Origin of the sequence: Hallerella sp. (assembly GCF_022776125.1) — a bacterium.
GTDB lineage: Bacteria > Fibrobacterota > Fibrobacteria > Fibrobacterales > Fibrobacteraceae > Hallerella > Hallerella succinigenes.
The window spans coordinates 1-23,251 of sequence record NZ_JALFIA010000091.1 but is presented as its reverse complement, the minus strand read 5'-3'; the positions used below and the strand labels follow the sequence as shown (position 1 = coordinate 23,251).

At 49.9% G+C, this 23,251-nt stretch carries 22 protein-coding genes; 12 read left to right on the top strand and 10 right to left on the bottom strand.

The genetic code is table 11. The features are described 5' to 3' along the window. Positions 1-8 precede the first annotated feature (8 nt). Genes MR847_RS10945 through MR847_RS10935 form a run of 4 tightly spaced genes read left to right on the top strand, consistent with a single transcriptional unit; the run spans position 9 to position 4,590 of the window. A complete protein-coding gene (locus MR847_RS10945; protein WP_287723759.1) occupies positions 9-2,090 on the top strand; it encodes an ATP-binding cassette domain-containing protein in 2,082 nt (693 codons plus the stop codon). Next, positions 2,087-3,571 (top strand): serine/threonine-protein kinase, encoded by a 1,485-nt coding sequence (locus MR847_RS10940; RefSeq protein ID WP_100426537.1) that lies wholly within the window; start codon positions 2,087-2,089, stop codon positions 3,569-3,571. Before MR847_RS10945 ends, MR847_RS10940 begins: the two co-directional genes overlap by 4 nt. Continuing rightward, entirely contained in the window at positions 3,568-3,972 is a 405-nt protein-coding gene (locus MR847_RS11075; protein WP_100426536.1) for a YraN family protein, read from the top strand. The genes MR847_RS10940 and MR847_RS11075 overlap by 4 nt, the downstream gene beginning before the upstream one ends. Before the next feature lie 39 nt (positions 3,973-4,011). Continuing rightward, the gene (locus tag MR847_RS10935; protein WP_287723758.1) at positions 4,012-4,590 is read left to right on the top strand and encodes an L-threonylcarbamoyladenylate synthase; all 579 of its coding nucleotides are present in this window, start codon (positions 4,012-4,014) and stop codon (positions 4,588-4,590) included. Between the two features lie 14 nt (positions 4,591-4,604). Here MR847_RS10935 and MR847_RS10930 read toward each other — a convergent pair whose 3' ends face one another. Genes MR847_RS10930 through MR847_RS10915 form a run of 4 tightly spaced genes read right to left on the bottom strand, consistent with a single transcriptional unit; the run spans position 4,605 to position 8,117 of the window. After that, positions 4,605-5,066, bottom strand: coding sequence for a hypothetical protein (locus MR847_RS10930; protein ID WP_287723757.1), 462 nt, complete (start codon positions 5,064-5,066; stop codon positions 4,605-4,607). After that, positions 5,063-6,715, bottom strand: coding sequence for a c-type cytochrome (locus MR847_RS10925; RefSeq protein WP_287723756.1), 1,653 nt, complete (start codon positions 6,713-6,715; stop codon positions 5,063-5,065). The genes MR847_RS10930 and MR847_RS10925 overlap by 4 nt, the downstream gene beginning before the upstream one ends. Continuing rightward, positions 6,712-7,593, bottom strand: coding sequence for a 4Fe-4S dicluster domain-containing protein (locus MR847_RS10920; RefSeq protein WP_287723755.1), 882 nt, complete (start codon positions 7,591-7,593; stop codon positions 6,712-6,714). The genes MR847_RS10925 and MR847_RS10920 overlap by 4 nt, the downstream gene beginning before the upstream one ends. Continuing rightward, positions 7,590-8,117, bottom strand: a complete 528-nt coding sequence (locus MR847_RS10915; protein ID WP_287723754.1) for a cytochrome c3 family protein — start codon at positions 8,115-8,117, stop codon at positions 7,590-7,592. Before MR847_RS10915 ends, MR847_RS10920 begins: the two co-directional genes overlap by 4 nt. Positions 8,118-8,222: 105 nt before the next feature. Between MR847_RS10915 and aspS the strand changes: the two genes are divergently transcribed. Beyond that, positions 8,223-10,016: an aspartate--tRNA ligase gene (aspS, locus tag MR847_RS10910; protein WP_287723753.1), complete on the top strand. Its 1,794-nt coding sequence runs from the start codon at positions 8,223-8,225 to the stop codon at positions 10,014-10,016. Between the two features lie 261 nt (positions 10,017-10,277). Here aspS and MR847_RS10905 read toward each other — a convergent pair whose 3' ends face one another. Beyond that, entirely contained in the window at positions 10,278-11,537 is a 1,260-nt protein-coding gene (locus tag MR847_RS10905) for an MgtC/SapB family protein (protein ID WP_287723752.1), read from the bottom strand. Positions 11,538-11,567: 30 nt separating this feature from the next. Between MR847_RS10905 and MR847_RS10900 the strand changes: the two genes are divergently transcribed. After that, positions 11,568-12,731, top strand: coding sequence for a THUMP domain-containing class I SAM-dependent RNA methyltransferase (locus MR847_RS10900; protein WP_100426528.1), 1,164 nt, complete (start codon positions 11,568-11,570; stop codon positions 12,729-12,731). Between the two features lie 6 nt (positions 12,732-12,737). Then, positions 12,738-13,394, top strand: coding sequence for an alpha/beta hydrolase-fold protein (locus tag MR847_RS10895; protein ID WP_287723751.1), 657 nt, complete (start codon positions 12,738-12,740; stop codon positions 13,392-13,394). On the opposite strand, the gene MR847_RS10890 is transcribed toward MR847_RS10895, so the two are convergent. The 3 genes from MR847_RS10890 to MR847_RS10880 are packed head-to-tail and all read right to left on the bottom strand — an operon-like array spanning position 13,378 to position 16,168. Then, positions 13,378-14,151, bottom strand: coding sequence for an RNA methyltransferase (locus MR847_RS10890; protein WP_100426526.1), 774 nt, complete (start codon positions 14,149-14,151; stop codon positions 13,378-13,380). The two genes, MR847_RS10895 and MR847_RS10890, sit on opposite strands and share 17 nt — an antisense overlap. Positions 14,152-14,189: 38 nt before the next feature. Then, positions 14,190-15,068, bottom strand: a complete 879-nt coding sequence (locus MR847_RS10885) for a sugar phosphate nucleotidyltransferase (protein ID WP_287723750.1) — start codon at positions 15,066-15,068, stop codon at positions 14,190-14,192. Beyond that, the gene (locus tag MR847_RS10880) at positions 15,068-16,168 is read right to left on the bottom strand and encodes an exo-beta-N-acetylmuramidase NamZ family protein (RefSeq protein ID WP_287723749.1); all 1,101 of its coding nucleotides are present in this window, start codon (positions 16,166-16,168) and stop codon (positions 15,068-15,070) included. The genes MR847_RS10885 and MR847_RS10880 overlap by 1 nt, the downstream gene beginning before the upstream one ends. A 76-nt stretch (positions 16,169-16,244) precedes the next feature. Here MR847_RS10880 and MR847_RS10875 point away from each other — a divergent pair, with 76 nt between their 5' ends. The 3 genes from MR847_RS10875 to MR847_RS10865 are packed head-to-tail and all read left to right on the top strand — an operon-like array spanning position 16,245 to position 18,540. After that, on the top strand, positions 16,245-16,733 hold the full coding sequence (locus tag MR847_RS10875) for a single-stranded DNA-binding protein (protein ID WP_100426523.1): 489 nt from the start codon (positions 16,245-16,247) through the stop codon (positions 16,731-16,733). A 17-nt stretch (positions 16,734-16,750) separates the two neighbouring features. Then, entirely contained in the window at positions 16,751-17,488 is a 738-nt protein-coding gene (locus MR847_RS10870; protein ID WP_287723748.1) for a hypothetical protein, read from the top strand. A 41-nt stretch (positions 17,489-17,529) separates the two neighbouring features. Further along, positions 17,530-18,540, top strand: a complete 1,011-nt coding sequence (locus tag MR847_RS10865; protein ID WP_277003606.1) for an aspartate-semialdehyde dehydrogenase — start codon at positions 17,530-17,532, stop codon at positions 18,538-18,540. Between the two features lie 53 nt (positions 18,541-18,593). On the opposite strand, the gene MR847_RS10860 is transcribed toward MR847_RS10865, so the two are convergent. Beyond that, entirely contained in the window at positions 18,594-19,235 is a 642-nt protein-coding gene (locus tag MR847_RS10860; RefSeq protein WP_277003609.1) for a fibrobacter succinogenes major paralogous domain-containing protein, read from the bottom strand. Positions 19,236-19,354: 119 nt separating this feature from the next. Between MR847_RS10860 and MR847_RS10855 the strand changes: the two genes are divergently transcribed. After that, entirely contained in the window at positions 19,355-21,502 is a 2,148-nt protein-coding gene (locus tag MR847_RS10855; RefSeq protein ID WP_100426519.1) for a RelA/SpoT family protein, read from the top strand. Then, entirely contained in the window at positions 21,499-22,083 is a 585-nt protein-coding gene (locus MR847_RS10850; RefSeq protein ID WP_106520166.1) for a hypothetical protein, read from the top strand. The genes MR847_RS10855 and MR847_RS10850 overlap by 4 nt, the downstream gene beginning before the upstream one ends. An 81-nt stretch (positions 22,084-22,164) precedes the next feature. Here MR847_RS10850 and MR847_RS10845 read toward each other — a convergent pair whose 3' ends face one another. Further along, on the bottom strand, positions 22,165-22,974 hold the full coding sequence (locus MR847_RS10845; RefSeq protein ID WP_287723747.1) for an exodeoxyribonuclease III: 810 nt from the start codon (positions 22,972-22,974) through the stop codon (positions 22,165-22,167). Positions 22,975-23,251: the final 277 nt, after the last annotated feature.

Here is a 23,251-nt window from a genome sequence, read left to right as displayed (position 1 = left end):
GAAAGTTCATGGCTTCTACTTTTTTCGTTCAGAAGATTTCTGCGGACGCTCCTTTTTTGATTGGGCGTGGCAAAGATGTGGACTTTGAGCTGAAAGACGCTTCCGTTTCTAGACACCATGCAAAAATCGAATGCCGTGATGGACATTGGATTTTTACCAATTTGAGTCAGACGTCGGGAACCCTTTTCGACGGGAAAAACATTGACGAAAAAGAGATCTGCCACGGCGACGTTTTTCTGCTCGGGTTGCAACAAATCCGTTTTTCCTTAAAGCAGAGAGAACTTTCTCTTTCGCACGTCCGTTCCGTCGAAGACGTCCCAGCGATACCGCTTTCCGAAGACACGAGCGTTTTACTTCGCCGCGGCACGAACGACGATGAAGCAGGAACGATTCTGCACCCCGCTTGCCCGAAGGTTCTCGCCCAGGCAAAGCTCGAAGGCAAGCGTCTGAAGCTCGTCTTTATCCATCAACGGTTGCATAAAACGCAGTACCTTGAAAATCATGAAACGCTGAAGCTTCCCTGGTGCCTCCTTGAATTCCGCGATGGAAATCTTTTTGTTCACCAGAAAGACATCGGATTTTCGCTCGTCGTCAAAGACATTTCCGTAAAACTTTCCCGCAAAGAAATTCTCCACGCTATCCGCTTTTCCCTTTCGGCAGGGAAAATCCTTTCGATTATCGGCATGAGCGGTCAAGGAAAAAGCACATTCCTCGAACTGCTAGCTGGAAAAGTTCGCAAAGCAAGCGGGAGCATTCTCTTGGACGGCATCGATTACGAACAAGGTAACGTTCGCCGTGAAATTGCTTATTTACCGCAAGAACCGTTACTCCGCGATTCGCTGACCGTTTTAGAAACCCTAAGGCTTGCCGCCCGCATCTCGCTTCCGAAGGACTATTCCGCAGAAGAGACCGATGCCCGAGCACGGGAACTCTTAAATCTTTTGCACATTACAGAACTGGAAAGCAGCCGAATCAGCGTACTTTCTGGCGGAGAACGTCGTCGCGTCGCCATCGCTTCGCAGTTGATGGGCGCTCCCGGCCTAATCCTTTTGGACGAACCGCTTTCGGGACTTGATCCGCTGAACGCCAAGCGCCTTTGTGCCCATCTCAAGATTCTTGCCGCCAAAGGACATACGGTCATTCTCACGACCCACAGTTACGAAGCGCTGCAAGTTTCTGACGAAGTACTGCTGATTCATCAGGGCAAGATGGGATTCTACGGCACCCCGAAAGACGCCTTCCGCTTTTTTAACGCCGAAGATCCAGAAGGAATTCTCGAAACGCTTTCCGATAACACCGTAAACAATTGGATTGAATCGGGACGTGGAAACGCCATCGAAGAACCAGAAGTGACCCGAAGCTTTTTTCCTCAACTTCTGCGAAAAAACATGTTCTTCTACTTCTTTTCGCTGCTTTGGAAGCAATGGATCCGGGACCGCGGCAAGGCGTTCTCCCTTTTACTTCAGCCGCTCATTATCGGCTTTTTGCTGTCGCAGATTTTTTCAAGCACTTCTTCGCTCTGGGTTGCCGCCTTTGCACTTGTCCTTTGTGCGAACTGGTTTGCCCTTTCGCTTTCCGTGCGTGAAATCGTTCAAGAAAAAGCCTTGCTTCTCGATGAATTTCGCAAGGGGACTTCCCCGCTTTCGGTCATAAGCGCAAAGCTTATCTTCACCGCATTCTTTGCCATGTTCGAAACCTTTATCGCCTATGCGCTCTTTGCAGAAAACATCGGCGTCTATCCGACTCCAGAACTACTGATTTCTCTTTGGATGACGGTCGTTCCAGCTTCGGCGGCGGGACTTTTGTTGAGCACATTTGCACGTAACCCGGGGCAGGCAAACGCCTTTTTGCCGCTGATCATCCTTCCGCAGATCGCGCTTTCCGGAGCACTCGTCCCCAAGGACCAAGTGACCTCCTTTGCACAGATTCTTTCGAATGCGATTTGGACGAGTTATAACCAATCTTCCCTGCAGAATGTGTTTACAGGCCTTGAGCCTGCCCTTTTAGATTGGTGCATTCCACTCGGCATTGCATTCATAATTTATATTGTTGTAATATTCGCTTTAGAAACCATGAAGAAAGCAAAATGACCGTAGAAAAATTTCCAAGACCGTTCAATGAGAACTATGAGATTTTGGGAGTCCTCGGAAAAGGGGGCATGGGCTATGTTTACAAAGCCCTGCAAAAGAACCTGAAACGAGAAGTCGCTCTCAAGGTACTCGATGCTTCTTCGGATAAGGAATCCATCGAACGCTTCTATATGGAAGCGCAAGCGATGAAGGAACTGGACCACCAGAACTTGGTTCAAGTGTTCGATTTTGGAAAGCAAGGCAATCAGCTTTTCATTGCAATGACCTACGTGAAAGGCAGCACCCTTTCGGAAGTGCTAGAGCACCGTCGTCGTCTCGATTTTGACGCCATCGAAATCATCACGAAGCAAGTTGCCCGTGGTCTTCTTTATGCGCATAGCAAGTCGATTGTCCACCGAGACGTAAAGCCTTCGAACATCATGATTACGCACGACAACCGTGTGTACCTGATGGACTTCGGTATTTCGCACATTCAATCCGCGGAACGATTGACCTTGACCGGCATGACCATGGGAACACCGGAATATATGTCTCCCGAACAGTGCCACGGTGATGAAGTGACGATTGGATCCGACATCTACAGTCTAGGCGTTATTTTATTCGAAATGACCTGTGGACGCTTGCCGTTCACTGGTTCCAAGCCGATCGAAATTGCGATGAAGCATGTGCAAGAAGAACCTCCTAATCCGGAGAACTTCCGTCCCGACATGCCGCGAGGACTTGCGAAACTCATTCTCAAGTGTCTCAAGAAAAACGTTGCAGACCGTTTCAAGGACATGCAGGAATTCCTCGACGCCCTGGACATTGTCTTTGCGCCGCTCCACCCGGGTGATCATCACGGTCACGACACCCTGAGCATTCGCAAGCTCATCAAAAACCGTCCGTTGATTTCAAACCAGGTGGCCGACAAGGTTTGCAGGTTTACAAACAAGCACGCGATGCTGTTTGCGATTGCACTTTTCCCGCTTTTGATCCTCTTGATTCTCGCCTTCTTGCTAACGTACAAACCGCCCAAAACATTACAAGAAGTTTCCGGCGTCGAAGTTCGCGCAGCCTACGAAGAACGCGACATGGAAGGCGATGACGATTACGAACCGTCGAATCTTTTAGACAAGGATTTAAAATCGGCATGGCTCATCCCGATGCCGACGAATTCCCGTGCCCCGATCTGTATTCTCGACTTTAACCAACCGACCATCATCACGAACATCGGTATCGCCTCGGGCTTCCAAAAGTCCATCGATGACGATTTCGGCGATCGCTTCCGCATCTTCAACAAGCCGAAAACCCTTTCGTTGCTGACCAAGGAAGGTTTCCGTCAAACGATCCAGTTGGAAGATATCAAAGGCGTTCAATATCCGACGATGAAAGCGATGGAAACGACCGAAATTCAAGTGTTCCTCGATGACGCTTACATTGTGAACGAATCGAGCGACCTCGCTATTTCTGAAATGCGTGTTCTGGGGCTCCTCGCGCAATGATTGTGCGGAAAAGCGAGAAGAGTTACAATAAACAAAAAGGTCGATTCGCGGAGCTGCATGCGGCCGCTTATCTTTGCCGAAAAGGGTGCACCCTTCTCGCTAGGAATTACCGTTATCAAAACGGCGAGCTGGATATCGTTGCCATAAATCCCAAGGGAGTCATCCTTTTTGTCGAAGTCAAATCCGTCTGGGATTCTAACGCGGGAAATCCAGCGAGCCGGGTGAACCTTCGTAAACAGAATCAGGTTTGGAAAACTGCTGCGCATTTTTTGCATTACCACGGCGGACAGGATCAAAGATGTCGTTTTGACGTTATTTCGGTAGACTTACGCTTCGGAAAGTTCGTTTTAAAGCATTATCCGGACGCATTCGTTTCCACACACGTCATTCCCGAATGTTAAATTTATGCTATGAATTCAACGCGACTTGAAGTACATCCTTTGAATCCGCAACCTCGCTTTGTGAAGCAGGCAGCCGATATTCTCGACAAAGACGGTCTGGTTCTTTACCCGACGGAATCCGGTTATGCGATCGGTTGCAACGCCCAATCGTCGAAGGCCATTCACCGTCTTTACCAGCTGAAAAAGCCGATGAAGAAATTTGTGATGGCGATTATCCTTCCGGACATTCGCAAGGCATCGGAATTCGCTCACGTCAGCAATTTTGCCTTTCAGATTATGAAACATCGCGTTCCGGGACCTTATACCTTTATTCTGCCTGCAGACCCCTCGATCGCCCGCAAGCTCGATGTGAAACGTCCGGAAGTCGGCTTCCGCATGCCGGAACATCCGTTCTTCAAAGAACTCTTCCGCATTTACGACAAACCGATTCTGAGCACGGCAGCCAAGCTTTCGGATGACGAAGTCTTGACGGAACCCGATGATCTTTGGAAAATTTTCCAGTACAGCGTCGATATGATGATCGACTGCGGAGAAATCGGCATTCACCCGACAAACATCATCAGCCTTGTCGGCGATTCGATTGAAATCATCCGTGGCAATCTTTTGCCGGAACCTTGATTTCGCAACAGCGTTTACAGTTCAAAGAAATAAGAGAGCATCCACGCTGCGGCCCAAATGACCGCAAGAAAAAAGCGGGACTCTTTTTTATAGGGATGCATGAAAAAGATGGGCAAAAAGGCAAGCAGGAGAACGACAAAAGGAAGCCATTGGAACGGAACACCCCGATAAGACAGCGAAAGCATACCGAAGAAATCGATCCACATCCAAAGCACAGTCGCAAGTGAAGCGAACAAGCGCCGTCTTCTGCCCAAGAAAAGTGTCGAAACGCAGAGCATCAATGCGAGCATCTGGAACGGCAACAGTCCATAATGCGGATACTCCGGCGAAGATACAAGCCATACAAAAAGTTCATCGACAAGCAAAACAATCGCAATCGCCGCCCCGCGCAAAGGAAGACGCATCGGATCCTTAAAAAGGAATGGCGAAGGAATCATGGCGAATAGGGCGGCGAGCATATACGCAAGAGAGGTCATGGGGCGCTTCCCTCCTTCTTTTGAAGCGCAAGGCTCCGCATGTAACACACCAAGGCAAAGGCTTCCGCATCGGTCACACGTCCGCGGAATGGACGCATATAATTTCGACCGTTCAGCACAACCTGGGAAAGAGAATCCAGCCCCAAGGAATCGATCCGTTCAAGCGAAAGAGTTTGCGGCAATGGATAAAATTCATGCACAAATTTGCGATTCATATTTCCATCTTTTCCGTGACAAGCTGCGCACCGGGCGTTCCACAGTTCCCGAGCGGCCTGCTTCGATGTTCCAAGCGCAGGATTCACACTTTCCACTGTTGCAAAGGATTCCGTATACGAAACATCCGTTCCGCGGTAGAGTAAACCGCCAAACGCAAGTGCAAAAATTCCCAAAAGAACAGTACATAGCACTGCCACGCGAGGCTTCCAAAGTTCCGCCATCGCAAAAAGCGAAAGAGAGACTCCCGCACATAAAGCTCCTATCGGGAAAAGCACAGGAATCATTCGCTCGCAAGGGAACGCCGGCGCATGGTTTACAAAATAAATCGCAAAAGCAACCGCCGCAAATGCGCCCACGCCCACAGAGATCCAAAACTTTTTCCTTTCAAAAGAGCATGCTCTTGCACGCACAGCTTCCATCACGTCTTCATCAAAAGCCTGCGGAAAAAGCTTTTTCAGTCCTATCCGCAATAGGGAAAACGCCACACAGAAAGCACCGATTCCAAACGAAATCAATCCAAGATCCACCCAGGTCCAATCCAAATTTTCGGATTGCACAAGAATGATGCGCTCCCACCAAAGGCTCACCATCACCGAAATCGCCACTAATGCACGCACCGCCGAAATTTCACGTACTTTGGAAATCCACAAAAGTTGCGGCACCAAAAATCCAAACGCCAAAAGTTCCGGATGCCAAATCTCCTTTACATTCGCTTCCCACATCCAAAACGCGAGAAGCGCCCACGAAAAGGCTATCAGCAGATCTTCCACCGCCCGCACCCGATGATGCGCAAGTACCACAAGCACCTGCACCAAGGCGACGCCCGAAAACAGTGCACCAAAAATAAAGTACAGCGGAAAATAGGCGCCCTGCCACCCTGGCACAAAAGTCACCGCAAAATCCAGCGAAACAATTGTGTGCACCCACAGCACCAATGGAAAAAGAATCCACGCAAACGGTCTGCGGTATTTTTCAAGGCATGCGTTTTTTACAGAAAAAAGATGCAGCAGAAGGTAGAGCACAGAAACTGCGCCATAAACAAAAATCGCCACAAAATCCCAAATCAGCGGAGACTCCACGTTCACATACACGGAAGACGCATTCCCTACCGGAATCATATTGTAAAAAGCTTCCGGAATTCCCAAGTGGATCAGCGGAAAAAAAGCCGCAACGCCAAGTGATGCAATCGTCGAAAGTTCCGCTAGGAATGCAACGCGGTGTTGCCAACGCACGCCAAACACAAGCAAGATCGCCGAAAAAAAAGTACCCGCATGCGCAAGACCAATCCAAAAAACAAAATCCGCAATCGGCGTTCCCCAAAAAGATTTTTGAGAAAGAGCCCAACTCGCAGGTCCAAGCGAAAGTGCAGAATCCACGGCAAAGAGGCTGGGCAACAGCAGCACCAGTCCAAAAATCAAAAAGTTTCGATTCATGCTTTGCCCCTCAGATATACAACAGCCGGTAAGAATTTGGCAATCGACTTCGGAGCGTAAATAGCGCGTCCACGCGTTTTCCGCACAAGATCCGAATTCAGATTCAACCAGTTACCAAATATAATTGCGTGTTTTGGGCATGCCGCCGCGCACGCGGGCATCACTCCACTTCCCTGCCATTCAAGCCCAAATGTCTTGGCTTGAATTCGGGCGTTTTGGAGCCTTTGAATGCACAGGGAACACTTTTCCATAACTCCCTGCGGACGAAGCGGGACTTCCGGGTTGAATTTAGCGGCGAGGCCTTGTTCTGCAGCATCGGTATAATTGAATTTGCGCGCGTGCAGGGGGCAGTTAGCGCCGCAAAATCGCGTTCCAATGCAACGCGGATAAACCATCGACGAAAAACCGTCCGGACTTGCCACAGCGGCACCCGTCGGGCAAACCTTTTCACAAGGTGCGTCTCCACAGTGGGCACACATCACAGGCATGCCGCCTCGCAGTTCTAGCCAATGCATATAACGTCCCTTGCTAGCTTCTAACGCATTCACACGTGGAACGTTATTTTCGACCATGCAGGCAAGTGCGCATTTTCCGCAGCTGTCGCACAGATCCAAATCAATCGCCATGCCGAATCTCACGTCCGCATCCGGAAACTTCGGATGCTTTCCCGGTCGATGGACCATCACCAAGGATTCCGGTTTAGGATTTGCAAACCTCGCCTCGTCGATTTCTTTTTCCCAAAGGCTCAAATCCGCTTTAGAAGGGACTTCCCGATGCGTATTTTTCGGCAGGGATTCTTCCTTGCGGCATCCAAACAGCGAAAGCGCGGCAAACGACCCCGTCAAAAGTTTTAAAAAAGAGGCGCGTGAAATTTTCATCGGTGGCACCTCGCACAATCGGTCGATGCCGGTGGAAATCCACGCTTTCCCTGGTGGCAGGCCAAGCAGTCCTGCATGCGCACCTTGGGACGGCGTCCCGCATCGATTTCTTTTGCAGAACCGTGGCACGTTTCACAGCTCACGCCGGACTTCACATGCAACCCGTGCGGAAAGACGACGTTAGCCGGTAAAAGGCTTGTGAACGTGAACGGCATTTCTTTGGCGTCCGAAAGCGCCTTTTCAAAGGCTTCATTTTCCGGGGAATCGCTTAACGGCAGATTGTGGCAGTCCATACAGTCCATCTTGGACGGCATCCCGGCTCGGATTCCGGATTCCGCACCCAGATGGCACTTGGAGCAGTCCAAACCGAGGGATTCCCCGTGTTTTTCATGGTCAAACGGAAGATTGGAAGGATTTTCGTAAATATAATCGGGGAAAGCCGTCAAATCCCATACGACAAGACCACCCCCGCACAGAGCAAGGATAATCCACAAGATCGTGAATGGAGTCTTTCTTTTTTGCAAACTTTACCCGTTTTCCTCTCTCAAAAAATAAATTTTTGCCTGTATTGAAGAGCGAGTTTTTTATATTTGTCATGCTTAATATTCCCAATCAAGGAAGTTCTCTTTATGAAACGCACACATAACTGCGGCCAACTTCGCAAGGAAGATGTTGGCCAGACTGTAACCCTCGCCGGTTGGGTGGATCGCCGCCGCGACCATGGTGGAGTCATTTTCGTCGACCTCCGCGACAAGTTTGGCAAGACGCAGATCGTTTTCAACCCGGATTACAATGCCGAAGTTTTGAAGACCGCTGAACAGCTCCGTAACGAATACGTTATTTACGTGACTGGTAAGGTCTATGCCCGTGAAGAAGGCAACACGAACGAAAAGCTCTCTACTGGCGATATTGAAGTCAAGGCAGACACGCTTGAAATTTTAAACGCCGCTCTCACTTCTCCGCTCGCGATCAATGACCCGAACGAAGAATGCAAGGAAAACGACGACCTTCGCCTGCAGTACCGTTACCTCGACCTTCGCCGTCCGTGGATTCAGAAGAAACTCCTCCTCAAGAGCCGTTTCCTCAAGGCCGTGTACGACTTCTTCTACGCAAACGGTTTTGAAAACATCGAAACGCCGTGCCTTTGCAAGTCCACTCCGGAAGGTGCACGTGACTACCTTGTGCCGTCCCGCGTGAACCCGGGCAAGTTCTATGCTCTTCCGCAGTCGCCGCAGCAGTACAAGCAGCTCTTGATGATTGCCGGTATGGACCGCTACTTCCAAGTCGCCAAGTGCTTCCGCGATGAAGACCTTCGCGCAGACCGTCAGCCGGAATTCACCCAGATCGATGTGGAAATGTCTTTCGTCAACCAGGACGAAGTCATGGAAATGTTCGACAAGTTCGTGACCGACGTGCTCGGCAAGGTTTGGAACTTCGAACCGCCTAAGAAGATTCGCCGCATGAAGTGGGCCGAAGCCATGCTCAAGTACGGGAGCGACAAGCCGGATCTTCGCTTTGACCTCGAAATTCACGATGTGTCTGAAATCGGTGCCAAGTCCAATTTTGGCGTGTTCAAGAACTGCGTCGCCGCTGGTGGTAAGATCCGCGGAATCGCAGCCAAGGGCTGTGTGGACTTTACCCGTAAGCAGATTGACGAACTCACCGCTTACGTCGGCAAGTACGGTTCCAAGGGTCTCGTTTGGATGCGCGTCAAGGAAAATGACGAAGTCGAAACCCAGGTCGGCAAGTTCTTCACGACTGAACAGCTGAACGCACTCCGCGACGCTGTCGGCGCGAAGTGCGGCGACATGATGTTCTTCATCGCAGGTCCGGAAAAAACCGCTGCAACCGCGATGGGTCAGCTCCGTCTCGAAGTCGCTCGCATCAAGGGTCTCCGCGACCCGAAGAAGCGTGAATTCGTGTGGATTACCGAATTCCCGATGTTCGAATACAGCGAAACGGAAGGTCGCTACATGGCGATGCACCACCCGTTCACGAATCCGCTTCCGGAACATCTCCAAATGATGCTCGACGGCAATCTCAAGGATTGCAACGCAGAAGCTTATGACCTCGTCTTGAACGGTGTTGAAATCGGTGGTGGTTCCATCCGTATTCATAACCCGGAAGTTCAGGAAAAGGTTTTCCGTCTCCTCGGTCTTTCCGAAGAACAGGTGAAGGAAAAGTTCGGTTTCTTCGTTGACGCCTTCAAGTATGGCGCACCTCCGCACGGTGGTCTCGCCTTCGGTCTCGACCGCGTTGTCGCTACCATGGAAGGTGAAGAATCTATCCGCGACTACATCGCGTTCCCGAAGAACACCAGTGCTTCGAGCCCGATGGACAAGAGCCCGAGCGAAGTCGATGTTGCACAGTTGAACGACCTGCACATTTCGATCAACATGCTCGATCCGAAGAAGAACGCCTAATTCTTCTTGTAGGAACTCAAAGAAAGACCTCCTGATTTCGGGAGGTCTTCTTTTGTTTTACCCCAAACAAATAGAAATGAAACTCGAGAGGCGCACCCCCACTCACAAACGGCCACCTCCATTCAGAAGTGGCCGCTATCGTTAGGGTGTGTGGTCTAGGGAACTTGAATCGTTCCATTTATAATTTAGAAGGATACCCCAAGAACCGTATCACCCGAACCACAAAAAATGTTGTAATGTTTTACAACAAAATAATGAGATTTACAACGCCCAAAAAATAATCGGTAAGGACGCCACACTGATGATGCCGACAGCAGGAATGATCAGACGGCGCATTTCCCTATCGCCAAAAATACACGCGAGAACGCCTTTGCAAAGCGTATTCGCAAGACCAGCCACAGCAATCGCCTTCGCCGCAGGCCCAAGGACAACCGAGCCCTGTTTCGTCATATCCAGCACGGAAAGCGTAATCGCATCCATGCTGGCAAGCCCCGTAATAAAGCTCGAAATAAAAAGCGCATCACTTCCGAAATATTTTTGCGCCGCATTCGCAAGGAAGAGCACGGCCGCAAAAATAAACCCGAATTTAATCGACGGCAAAAGTTCAAACGGGTTCGTAAAATTCGTCATCTGCACCGGATGCAAACGGCGATTACGCCTGTACAGATAATACGCATACAAAAGTCCCGGAATCGGCGGTACAAGCAGCGCAACCGCAAGCTTCCCCGCAATCGACGGCAAAAGCAAAATGCAAATCAGATAAATGCGCAAATACATCACCGACCAGGCGATTACAATTCCCGTCGTCAGCGAACTTGAAAATTCCGGATTCTGCTTGCTCCTTTGTGAAAGATTCAACGTCAAAGCAAGACTCGACGCAAGACCGCCCAAAAAACCCGTCAGGCCAATCCCTTTTCCCGGACCGATCCATTTGATTAGAAAATAACCGATAAAGGAAATGCCCGAAATCAAGCAGACAAAAATCCAGATTTTATATGGCGAAAGCACTTCCAATCCCGGAGGCCCATAAGCCTTCTCCGGAAGGATTGGCAAAATAACCGCCGAAATCAACGCGAATTTGAGAGTCGCAAGGATGTCTTCCTTGGAAACCTGATGCGCAAAGGAATGCAACGGATCTTTCAATGCCAAAAGGCCAAGAACACCTACAGCGACCGCTACGCTTTCTAAAATTTTCCCATACTGGCAAAGTCCACCAAGCATAAAGACCGCAATCATCGAAACGCTCGTCGTGATACCGCCCTGAAAACGCGAAGAAGATGAAATATGCATCGCCGCCAGCACAAGACCGAGTACAATCAACATGCCGACAAAAGGCGCCGCGGATCCCATCTGGATTGACATCAAAGCGGCCAGCGCCCCTAAAACGCTCGTAATCGAAAACGTACGAATACCGGCAGAGCGAATTTCCTCTTCCGTCGGGTATGTGTTTTCACGTTGCAAACCGATGATCAAACCGATTGCAAGTGCACACGCGAGTCTGTAAAACGTACTCAGTTCCATACCCATTAATCTATATTCTATCTTTTGAATATGGATCTTTCCAAGCGCGTCAAACGACACATTACAGCCGTTCCGCATGAATTTCGGGCGATTTGCCATCCGGGATTTGAAGCGACCTGTGCGGCGGAATTCACCCTTCTCGGCGTGAAAGTACCCCTGCAAACCTCTTTTGGTGCGGTGGATTTTACGGCAAAACTCGAAGACGCTTGGAAACTCATTGCTTTTTCACGAACCTGTACACGAATCGTGATGCGCATCGACAGTTTTACCGCCGAAAACTTTGGCCGTTTAGAAAAAAAGGCTTTGGAAGTTCCCTGGGAGCTTTTTTTTCCAAAAACTCCACTGCCAGAAATCAAGGTGACCTGTAAAAAATCCAGGCTCTATCATTCCGATGCAATTGCCGAACGCTTGCAAAAGATCGTTTACGCATCCTTAAATGCCTGTGGCGTGGAAACGGACAAAAAGGATCCCGTTCAAACGCTCTTTGTGCACTTTGAAAATGACCGTTGCACGCTCAGTGTGGATCTCGCCGGCGAACCTCTGTACAAAAGGGGTTTCAATCGCCATGTGGAAGAAGCGCCCGTCCGCGACACCTTCGCCGCTTCAATGCTCCTTGAAGGAGGGCTTCTGCGGTCGCAAAGGCTGTTCGATCCGATGTCGGGAAGCGGCACTTTTTCCAGTGAAGCGGCTCTTGTCAAAGCGCATGCGAACCTTTGGAAAACCCGAAGCTTTGCGTTGCAGAATGCCCCGAGCTTTCGACCGGCTGCATGGAACTTTATGGTGAACCATACGCCGGGCCTTGATCTTTTGCCTGAACTTCAAATTTTTGCAAGCGACCTTTCGAGTAAAGCCTTGGCGACGGTCCAATACAATTTAAAGACTTCTGCGGCAGCCCCTTATCTGCAAACCTTAAAGAGCGATACTTTGCAGATATACCAGGCGAACTTTTTTGATCTGCCGAAAGCTTCGGAAAATTCCCTGCTTGCACTAAACCCACCCTACGGCAAACGGATTACCGCCGATATTCCGCGACTTTACCGGGAAATCGGAAAGAAGGTCCGTGCAGACTTCAAGAATTCCCATATCGCATTGATCGTCCCCGGCAAGGAGGCGGAAAACGCATTAAACCTTACGCCCAAACGCCGTATTGAATCGATCAACGGCGGAATTGATGTGAGTGTTTTCTTTTTATAGGTTCCCATGCAAATTGCAAACAAAGAACTTGAAATTTTTGCCGCAAAATCGGAAAATGCTCCACTCGTAATCGTCAACTGTTTTGAAGACGAAGGCGAAACTATTTATCGTCAAGTCCAAAGTCAAACGGACAAGGACTTTTCCTTTGCCGCGATTCATGGAATCGACTGTTACACGGAACTCACGCCGTGGAAATGCTCCGCCCTGCGCAAAAAAGAACCGGACTTTGGCGACGGGGCAAAAGCTTATCTTTCTGAGCTAACCGAAAAGATTTTACCGGAAATTCAAAGGCGGATTCCCGCCCCCAGCTTTTCCATACTCGCGGGATACTCCCTCTGCGGACTCTTTGCTGTTTACGCTGCTTTTACGTCGAACGCGTTCAAACGTATCGTCTGCGGTTCCGGATCCCTTTGGTACCCGGGATTTTTGGAATTCTGCAAGGCTTATGAACCTTCCGAAAAAATAGACCGGATTTCTTTTTCCCTTGGCGATAAAGAAGCCTTGAGCCAAAATCCTGTCTATGCGACGGTTAAAACGAACACGCTTGAAATCCAAAGCATTTTTCAAGAAAGCGGCGTCACGGCGACATTCACCGAATTTCCAGGGAATCACTTTTTTGAAGCCGACAAGAGGCTTGCCAAAGGGATTACATCAATCCTTTAGCCTTCCATTCGGCTTCTTTTTTCTGTACAATTCGGCGGGCGTCTTCCTGACCTCGCATCACCAAACTTTTCACAAGTCCAAGCAAAGCGCTCATTTCAAAACGGGTCGGTTCAAGACGCTGCAAAAATTCGCGCACCGCCGATTCCGTCCAGGTATTGTTCTGGTAACGGCCCGTTAAATTGGAACTCAGGTACTTCAAGAAGTTTTCGATTTGACCCATGTTCGCCTTTTCAACGCGACCGCGCTTCAGCGGAACACGGTCCGTGCGAAGTCCCGCATTGTCGAGAAGCCCGCTGCGACAAAGTTCATAACAAGCCGTCGTCACAGCCTGTGCAAGATTCAAGCTCATCTGCCCCGGAACCGGAATTTCACAAATGATGGCACAGTGATCGATTTCATCGAGCGAAAGTCCACAGGATTCACGTCCAAAGACGAGTGCCACCGTTCCATCCTTTGGAAGCTTTTCCGTTATATTCGGAAGCGACGTATGCGGAATCACCGTGTCAAAGCGGCGTCGCGAAAAAGCGATTGCGTATTGGGCTGTCGAAAGCGCTTCGCTTAGCGTATGCACGACTTTCGCATTGTCCAAAATTTCGGCAGAATTATGCGCAGTCCGGTAAGATTCCGGATTCACGGTATCCCGTTTCGGGTATACAATGTAAAGGTCCTGAATCGCATTGCAGTGCATGGCGCGGGCGACAAAGCCTACGTTATGCGGGTGTTCCGGTTCGCAAAGAACAATTCTAAAATTCAGCATCTTTCAAGTCTTCCTATCTTCCGGCCTTTACCTTCTATTTATCTTCCTATGGGCCAGCTAAAATCCTTTCCACGGATTTCGTTTTTCACGCATTCGCCATCTTCGATTTTTGCACCGGGGAAAATAATCGCATGGTCAAAAGTCGCATTTGAGGGAATTTCAAGCCCAGGCATCATCACGGTCGCCTTCGCTTGTTTAGCAATTTCTGGAGGAACGCCGTAATTTCCCACGCCGAGTTCCTTGCGACGGTAATCGCTCGCGCGCATCAAACCGTCCGGAGTACCCATGTCAATCCAAAGCGAATACTTTTGGCTCACGTCGATAAACGGAGCGTCGCCGTTCAAGAGCAAACGTTTCCAGTATTCACGAATATCCATTTCAGATTCGCGTATGTCCTGCAAAGCCCGTTTTGAATACCAGGAAATTCCCGAAAAAGTCACGCGTTCCCGCGTCTGATGGCCAAAGCGATTCTGGATGCCCGACATTAAACCGTCACGCACATAAATCGAGTTCACCATCGGATTGTCCACCGCGAGCAAAGAACACGGAGCTCCCGAAGAACGTGAAAGGCGCAAAAAAGATCTCAGGTCGAATTTGCAATAGCAATCCGAATTCATCACGAGCAGTTCATCAACCGGATCTTCCCGATTCATACGATAGAGCGGACCGCCCGTTCCCAAGGCCTCCGGCTGTTCGTCCCAGACCTTTTCAAAGCCAAACGACAGAGCCGCAGCGGATAGCTTCTCCGACAGATAATGCGCATTCACATGCAAGTGCGCTTCTGGAACCGTATTCGCGAGTTCTACCTGATGCTCCAAAATCGTCTTGTCCACAACGCGCACCAGAGGCTTTGGCATCTGAAGGGTCAATGGGCGCAAGCGCGTTCCAAGGCCTGCCGCAAGAACGAGAATACGCATTAAAGCTCTCCGTTTTCAATAAATTCACTACGGAAAGTTCCCGAACCGAGCAAGATGTCAATCGGTAGCTTTTCATATTCGTATTCGTACGGAGGCAGCTTCCATGCGAAATCCTTCGGATATTCATGGTGCAAATAACGCAAAATGCGAATTGCCATGTCGAAAGAGCGATAGACGTTGCGATCCGTCACATGGATCTGTGCACCGCCGCAGATCTGGCCTGCACCCTTGTGGAACGTGGGCTGGAAATAATTTTCGCGGAAGTAAACGCCCGGAAGCTTTAAGCCATTCAGGTACTTGCAAAGCTTTGGTGCATCGATAAATGGAGCGCCAAAAATTTCAAAAGGACGCGTTGTACCGCGGCCTTCGCTCACGTTCGTCGCTTCAAAAAGGCACATGCCCGGGTAAACAATCGCCGTATCGAGAGTCGGCATATTCGGTGACGGCATCACCCAAGGAAGTCCGGTTTCATCGAACCACATCTTCGGATCGTAACCGTCCATATCCATCACATGCAGTTCGCACTTCGGGAAGCATTCTTCGCGGAACTGCTTCGCAAGTTCTCCGATCGTTTTTCCGTGGCGAATCGGAAGTTTCCAAAGGCCGACAAAGCTTGTGTAACCAAGGTCCAAAGTCGGGCCTTCAAGCGTATTGCCGAGCGGATTCGGGCGGTCGAGAACGACGACCGGAATGTTCGCTTTTTCGCAAGCCTTCATGCAAAGGTAAAGCGTCCAGATGAACGTGTAATAGCGGGCGCCTACATCCTGCATGTCCACAAAGAGCACATCGATATGGGAAAGCATTTCCGGGGATGGTTCGCGCGTCTTTCCGTAAAGACTGTAAACCGGAATTCCCAGTTCGGGATCCACGGAGCCTTCCCATTCGATCATATTGTCCTGGGTATGCCCCTTGATCCCGTGCTGCGGGCCGAAAAGAGCCGACAACTGAAACAGTTTTCCGTCATAACGGCGGAGCGTTTCCAGCGTATGGTGCAAATTCGAGTCGATAGACGCCGGGTGCAAAAGAGCTCCGAGACGCTTTCCGCGCAACTCTTGCGGATAAAATTCTTCAAAATGAGAAAGAGCGAGTTTAACTGTCATTATTTTTTATATTTTAAGGTGCACCTAAAATATAGTTGTTATATCAAAACAAAAAAAACTCACTAGGAAATACCAAATGCCTTATCTGAACAAAGTCATGCTCATCGGAAACATCGGCAAGGATCCGGAAACCAAAGTTACCCCAAGTGGTCGAAAGCGCGTTTCCTTCTCCCTCGCTACCTCCCGCCGTTATCGCGACGCAAGCGGTGAAACCAGAGAGCAGACCGATTGGCATAATATCGTCGGCTGGGGCAAGATTGCCGACATCATCGAACAACTCGGCGTCCACAAGGGGATGACCCTTTATGTGGAAGGCACTCTCACCTACCGTTCCTGGGATGACCAGAATGGTCAAAAGCGCTACGCTACCGACGTGAACATGGACACCTTCCAGCTTCTTACCCCGAGGGGCGGTCAGGGCGGTTCTTCGTTCCAGGGGGGCGGTAACTTCAACCGTCCGCAGTCCGCAACCCCGAGCTACGGTCGCTCTCCTTCCATAAACCAGGGAATCGCCTCGGCACCGGTGGACGTCGGTCCGGACGTTGAAGACGATCTGCCGTTCTAATTTCAAACTAGGGTTCCATGCCTTCTTTTGATCTCATCAGCCTCGCAATTCTCTGGAGCATTGCGCTTCTCGCTTTGATCCAGACGTTAAATGCGACCGGCGCGATTAAAGCCGCGATTTCCGGAATTGTCACCGTCATCATCTTCTTGATGGCGATATTCTTCTCGTTCCTCAAAGTCGAAGGTTACGGGACTTTTCTCTCCCGCGAACTTTCGCCTTCGGCCATCATCGCCGCAAATATTGCTGCGAACGAAGCTATGGCAAAGGAGCGCGCAGCAGATAGTGCAAAGGTTTCCTTCGATGCGAAGCCTGCGACCATCGAACTTTCTTCCTCTGCAAAAAAAGAAGCTCTCAATTCCGTAGAACGTTACGTTTCGCATGCGGAAAAGATTGCAGACGAAGCGCTCGACCTCGCAGCCCAGATCGGCGACATCGATGCGCTTCCGAACGACATTTCCGAACCGAACCGCGAAAAGGCAGAAAGCAAGGCGCTTGCAATTCGCAATTCGACAGCCAAAGTCAATGGCAAGGCGACGACCCTTTTCCATCCGCGCAGCTTAAGTGAACTACACCAGCAGCTTATCCGCGCTACGGAAAGTTTAAGGCTCGCCGGTTATGCGCTTCACGCCTACACGACGCTTGAAAACGCAGAAGACCGCAAGACCCAGTTCGAACAAAGTAAGCGACAAGCTGTTTCCGCAGCCAAGGCAATCACCTTATACAAAACGGCACTCGGAAACGTCATCGTCAAATAGTTTTACCCCCTCAACTCACAAAAAAAAATCAAAGGCAAATTATGAGTCGTAATGTTGCAATAGTCGGTGCCACGGGCGCAGTAGGACAAGAACTCCTCTCCATCCTTGAAGAACGCAACTTCAAGCTGGATTCTTTGAAGCTTCTCGCATCCAAGCGTAGCGCTGGCCGTAAGGTCAAGTTCCGCGGTGAAGAATTGACTATTGAAGAACTCACTCACGATTCCTTCAAGGGTGTGGACATCGTGTTCTCCTCCGCAGGAGCCGCCATTTCCCAGGAATTCCTTCCGTCCGCAGTGAAGGCCGGTGCTGTCTGCATCGACAACACTAGCTTCTACCGCATGGATCCGAACGTTCCTCTCGTCGTTCCTGAAGTGAATCCGGAAGACATCAAGCTTTACAAACCGGAATTCGGCGGTAAGGGCATCATCGCAAACCCGAACTGCACGACCATCATGATGGTTGTCGTTTTGAATCCGATCAACAAGATTTCGAAGATCAAGAAGATCCACATTTCTTCTTACCAGAGCGCAAGCGGCGCCGGTGCCGTTGCCATGGAAGAGTTGAAGCAGCAGTACAAGGACATCATCGAAACGGGTACGACGACTCATATTGCCAAATTCCCGCATCAGCTCGCCTACAACGTCATTCCGCAGATCGACAAGATGACGGAAAATGATTACACGAAGGAAGAGATGAAGATGTTCAACGAAACCCGCAAGATTATGCACTCCGATGTTCGCACCAGTGCAACTTGCGTTCGCGTGAGTTCTCTTCGTTCCCACTCCGAATCCGTCTGGTTCGAAACCGAACAACCGATTTCCGTGGAACAGATCCGCGAAGCTTTGAAGAACGCTCCGGGCGTGACCCTCAAGGACGATCCGCAGAACTACGTTTATCCGATGCCGCTCGAAAGCGCAGGCCACGACAACGTCTATGTGGGCCGTATCCGTAAAGACCTCGCCGATGAAAACAGCAACACGCTGTGGCTCACCGGTGACCAGATCCGTAAGGGCGCCGCTCTCAACGCAGTCCAAATTGGCGAACTTCTGTAATCGTCATCTTTTCAAAATTCAAAAGGCTCGCAGCAATGCGAGCCTTTTTAGTTCTAATCCTTCACACATCGGACGCTACAGGCATACTCTTTGTAAACGTCGCCCTGACTTGCATTCGAATATTTGTTCATGAGGATCATATCGCCAGCAAATACTCTGGGAAATTGTGCGTTCAGATATTCATTATCGTCGGATGAATTCCAGAACATCGCATCATATCCAAGAGAGTAATACTTTCCGGCTCGGCTGCGTTCGCCGCCCGGGAGTGCGGAAAATCCATAGGCATCCGTTCCATTACCATCCTCGCCGTCATAACCTTCCCAACCGGAAGTCGATTTCAACAACGTCGCTGCGTTCTTTTTTCCGCCGACAGCTTGGAAAAGCGTATCGAATTCGGCACGACTCGGCAAGTGGAAGCCTTTCGGGCAAACCTTCATGGCGGTTTCCCAAGTATAAAGCCGTCCGTAGATTTTGCAATTCGAGGCGTCATCTTCGTAACAGTAACTGCCATCGGTCTTATAATTCAGGTTCTCCGCCATCCAAACCTGTGAACCGATTTGAACCGTCTTATAGGTGCGACCGTCACGGGAATCCAGCAAGACATCATCATCCACATCTGCATTCGCCGTATTCGATCCGTCACTCCCACAAGCGACAAGAAGAAGCGCACAAAGCACCATCCCAAATTTTAGCATAAAACCGCTCCAAAACGAGTTCAGCAAAATAAGCCTGTCCGGCTCAAAAAAAATAATATCTTTTCCATATAAAACGCAATCATCCGTTCGTTTTAGGCTTTTTTTGATAGATTTAGAGTATGGCTACGGAACAATTACAACTTGCACAAGAGCACATCATTCACGTGCTCATGAAAAAAAATCCTGCTCTTGACGAGCAGAAGCTCCGCAGTGCTGTCTCCTTTATCGCAGAAGCCCACAAGGGCCAATTCCGCAAAAGCGGCATGCCGTACACGGAACACCCTTACGAAGTCGCGAAAATCATCGCGGACATGAAGCTCGACACGTCTTCTGTCCTCGCTGGACTTCTGCATGATGTCGTTGAAGACACTCCGCATACGCTTGCAGAAATCAAGTCTCGTTTTGGTGAAGATACCGCTTTCATGGTCGATGCTGTAACCAAAATTTCCGCTGCACAAAAGCAGGGAAACAAGGTAGAACAGAAAGCCGAAACCTATCGAAAATTCATCAACGCGATGGCAAAGGATCCTCGCGTCATCATGACGAAAATCGCGGACCGTCTGCACAACATGCGCACGCTTCAATACATGAAGCCCGAAAAGCGAAAGATCATCGCGCAGGAAACGCTCGATATCTACACGCCGCTCACCCACCGTTTCGGTCTTTACCAGTTCAAATCCGAACTTGAAGACCTGGCGTTCAAATACCTGAATCCAGTCGAATACAAGCGTATCGTTGATCATTTGCTTTCTACCAAGGAAGAGCGTGAACGCTACATCAAGTCCGTCGTAAGACCGCTCCAGATTAAAATGGTCCTCGAAGATTTCGACTGTAAAATTTCCGGTCGAACAAAGAACATTTATAGCATCTATGGAAAGATGCTCAGCCGAGGCTGTTCGCTCGATGAAATTTTCGACATCTTCGCAATCCGCATCATTGTCGATACGATCCCGGAATGCTATCTCGCTCTTGGCTATGTGCACAACCTTTGGACTCCGATCCAGGGTCTTTTCAAAGACTACATCGCAACTCCGAAGCCGAACCTTTACCAGAGTATTCACACGACGGTCATCGGCCCCGAAAACAAGATGGTCGAAGTTCAAATCCGCACCAAGGACATGGACCTGACCGCCGAAAAGGGCTTTGCCGCACACTGGGCTTATAAGCTCGAAACGCAGCGCAGCGGTGAAGAACTCGAATGGCTCGACCGTTTGGCAAAGCTCCAGGCGGAAATTCCGGATTCGACGGAATACCTGAACTTCCTCCATGTGGACTTGAAAGACGAAGGCATCACCGTGTTTACGCCGAAGGGAGATTCCATTGAACTTCCGGAAGGCAGTACTGTTCTCGATTTCGCCTTTGCCGTACATACCCAGCTCGGCTTGCACTGCGTCGGCGCCCGCATCAACAACGATGTGATCAGCGCAACCCGCACCGTCAAGAACGGCGCCACGATCCAGGTGCTCACCAGCCACAATCAGAACCCGCTTCCGGAATGGCTCGAAATCGTCCGCACCGAAAAGGCGAAGCAGGAACTGCGCCGGTGGATGCGCACGAGCATCGTCAAAGAAGCTCAGATCCTCGGCAAGGAACTCTGGATGCGCGAACTACGCATTTTCAAGATTACCAAGGCCGAAGAACAGCCGAAAACGGAAGAAATCTGCGAATTCTTCAACGTCAAAACGATTGAAGAATTTTACGAAAAGCTCGGTCAGGGCGAAATGGCCCTTTCGGAACTTGAAAAGTTTATCCAAAAAATCCATCCGGAAAAATTCAAGGAAGCCGACCCGACTTCCCCGGTGAAGCTCTTTGTGACAGACCAGGCGGACGAATCGCAGCTCCCCGTGGAAGTGGGCAATGAATCGAGTCTGCTTATCCATTTTGCAAACTGCTGTTCCCCGATTCCGGGCGAACCGATTGTCGGCGCCTTGATGCCGAAGCACGGTATTGAAATTCACCGCAAGGACTGTCCGCATCTGCCGATGATTCCGGAATCCCGCCGCATTTCGATGGAATGGAATCGCGATTCAAAGAAGGAATTCTTGGTCCATCTGAAGATCATCACCGATGACCGCAAGGGAATCACGACCGACATCATGGACGCGACAGCCCGTGCCAAGGTCTTTATCGAACGCATGAGTGTCGTTTCCGGCAAAAAGAACGGTCGCGTTCGACTGGTATTCCGCATTGCTCGCCGTGACATGCTCGATCACTTGATCGAAGAAATCCGCAAGATTTCCGGCGTCCACGAGGTGACCCGTCTATGATTACTTTAACCCACCCAGTCGAAGACCAGACGGTTCGAAACCGCGCCTTCAACTGCCGTATGCGCAACCGCCGTTACGAAGAAGTCTTCTATGCTTTCAGCGCCCTTTCCCCGATTATCACACAGGCAAATGTGACAGATCGACGGGAATGGTTTGCCGCCATCGGCGAAAAGATGAGCATGTGCGAAACGTCTCTCGCCGCTTGTCTCGAATACGCGCAGGCATCCGTTTTCTTCGGAAAAATCGAAAAGATTGGGCGGTATTCCACAGAAAATCCGCGCGGCATTCTCCAGGAAGAACTCTTGCTCGTTTACTTCTTGAGCGAACTGCAGTCCACCACCCGTTACCTGATTTCGCGCATCGAAACGGACAAGGAACTGCAGAATATAGACTCCGAAATGGAAACGAAAAAGAGCGGTGCCTATGTTTCCGGTTTTATTTCGAACATGCACAAAAACTTGAATGCTTTGAACCTCGCCACCGAAAAAGAATTCCGCGATCTGCATACGCATATCAAGGCGCGCTTTGAAATCGGAAACGAACTGTTCGGGACACTGCAAGAAGTCCAGCACTTCTACTGATTTCTTTTAAAAAAAGGAACCCGCCGGCGGGTTTGACATACAAGAAAAGCTCCGCATCGCGGAGCTTTTCTCATATTAACGTTAAAAAGATTCGTCCTTACTCGTATCGATCGGCGGGAACGGAAGTTCAAGATCGACGCTGATCGGGCAATGGTCCGAGCCTTGTACTTCCGGATAAATCGAAGCATCCGTCACATAGCTCTTGAGGGCGGAATCCACAAAGGCGTAATCAATGCGCCAGCCGACGTTCCGTTCGCGGGAATTGGCTCGGTTGGACCACCAGGTGTAAGAATCTGCCAGATTCGGATGCATGAGGCGGAAGGAATCTTCAAAACCAGCGGCGATAAATTTGTCGATCCAGGCGCGTTCCACCGGCAAAAATCCGCTGATGTCGGAATTTTCCTTGGGGCGGGCAATGTCGATTTCCTGATGGCAGGTGTTGAAGTCGCCGAGAGTCACCACGTGGCGTCCGCGCTTGATCCAGTCCATGCAGTTGTCGAGGTAAGCGTCGTAAAAGCGGAGCTTGTAGTCCACACGATCTTCGCCCTGTCCACCGTTCGGGAAATAGATGGAGTTCAAAACCCAATCTGGGAAAATGAGCTGGACCACGCGGCCTTCTTCGTCAAATTCATCGATTCCAAAGCCATATTCCACAGCATCCGGTTCTATCTGACTCAAGATCGCTGTTCCGCTGTAGCCCTTCTTTTTCTGGCAAGCGTTCCAATAGCAGAAATAGCCTTCCGGGGCCTGAATTTCTTCGGGGACCTGATTCAGTTCGGCACGAGTTTCCTGCAAACAGAGCAGTTCTGGCTGGGTCTTCTTGAACCAGTCATTGAACCCCTTCTTTTCTGCAGAGCGGATACCGTTCACATTCCAGCTATAGATACGCATGTTTAATTTCAATCTCCTAACAGATCGAGCCGTGCCAATTATAATAAACAGGGGCACAATTTTGCAGTCCAACCTGTAAAGAAAATAGAAACAAAGAGCCTTTTTTGCTATTTTGAAGTAAATTCGGTAAATTCATGCCTCATTTAATTCTTATCAGTCTTTTGTTTCTTCTCATATGCGCCTGTTCGGATTCTTCAAGCGGAAGCTCTAGCCATGAAGAAGATCCCAATGCAGACACACTCCATGTCGGCATGATTGCAATCCCCGCCAAATCCAA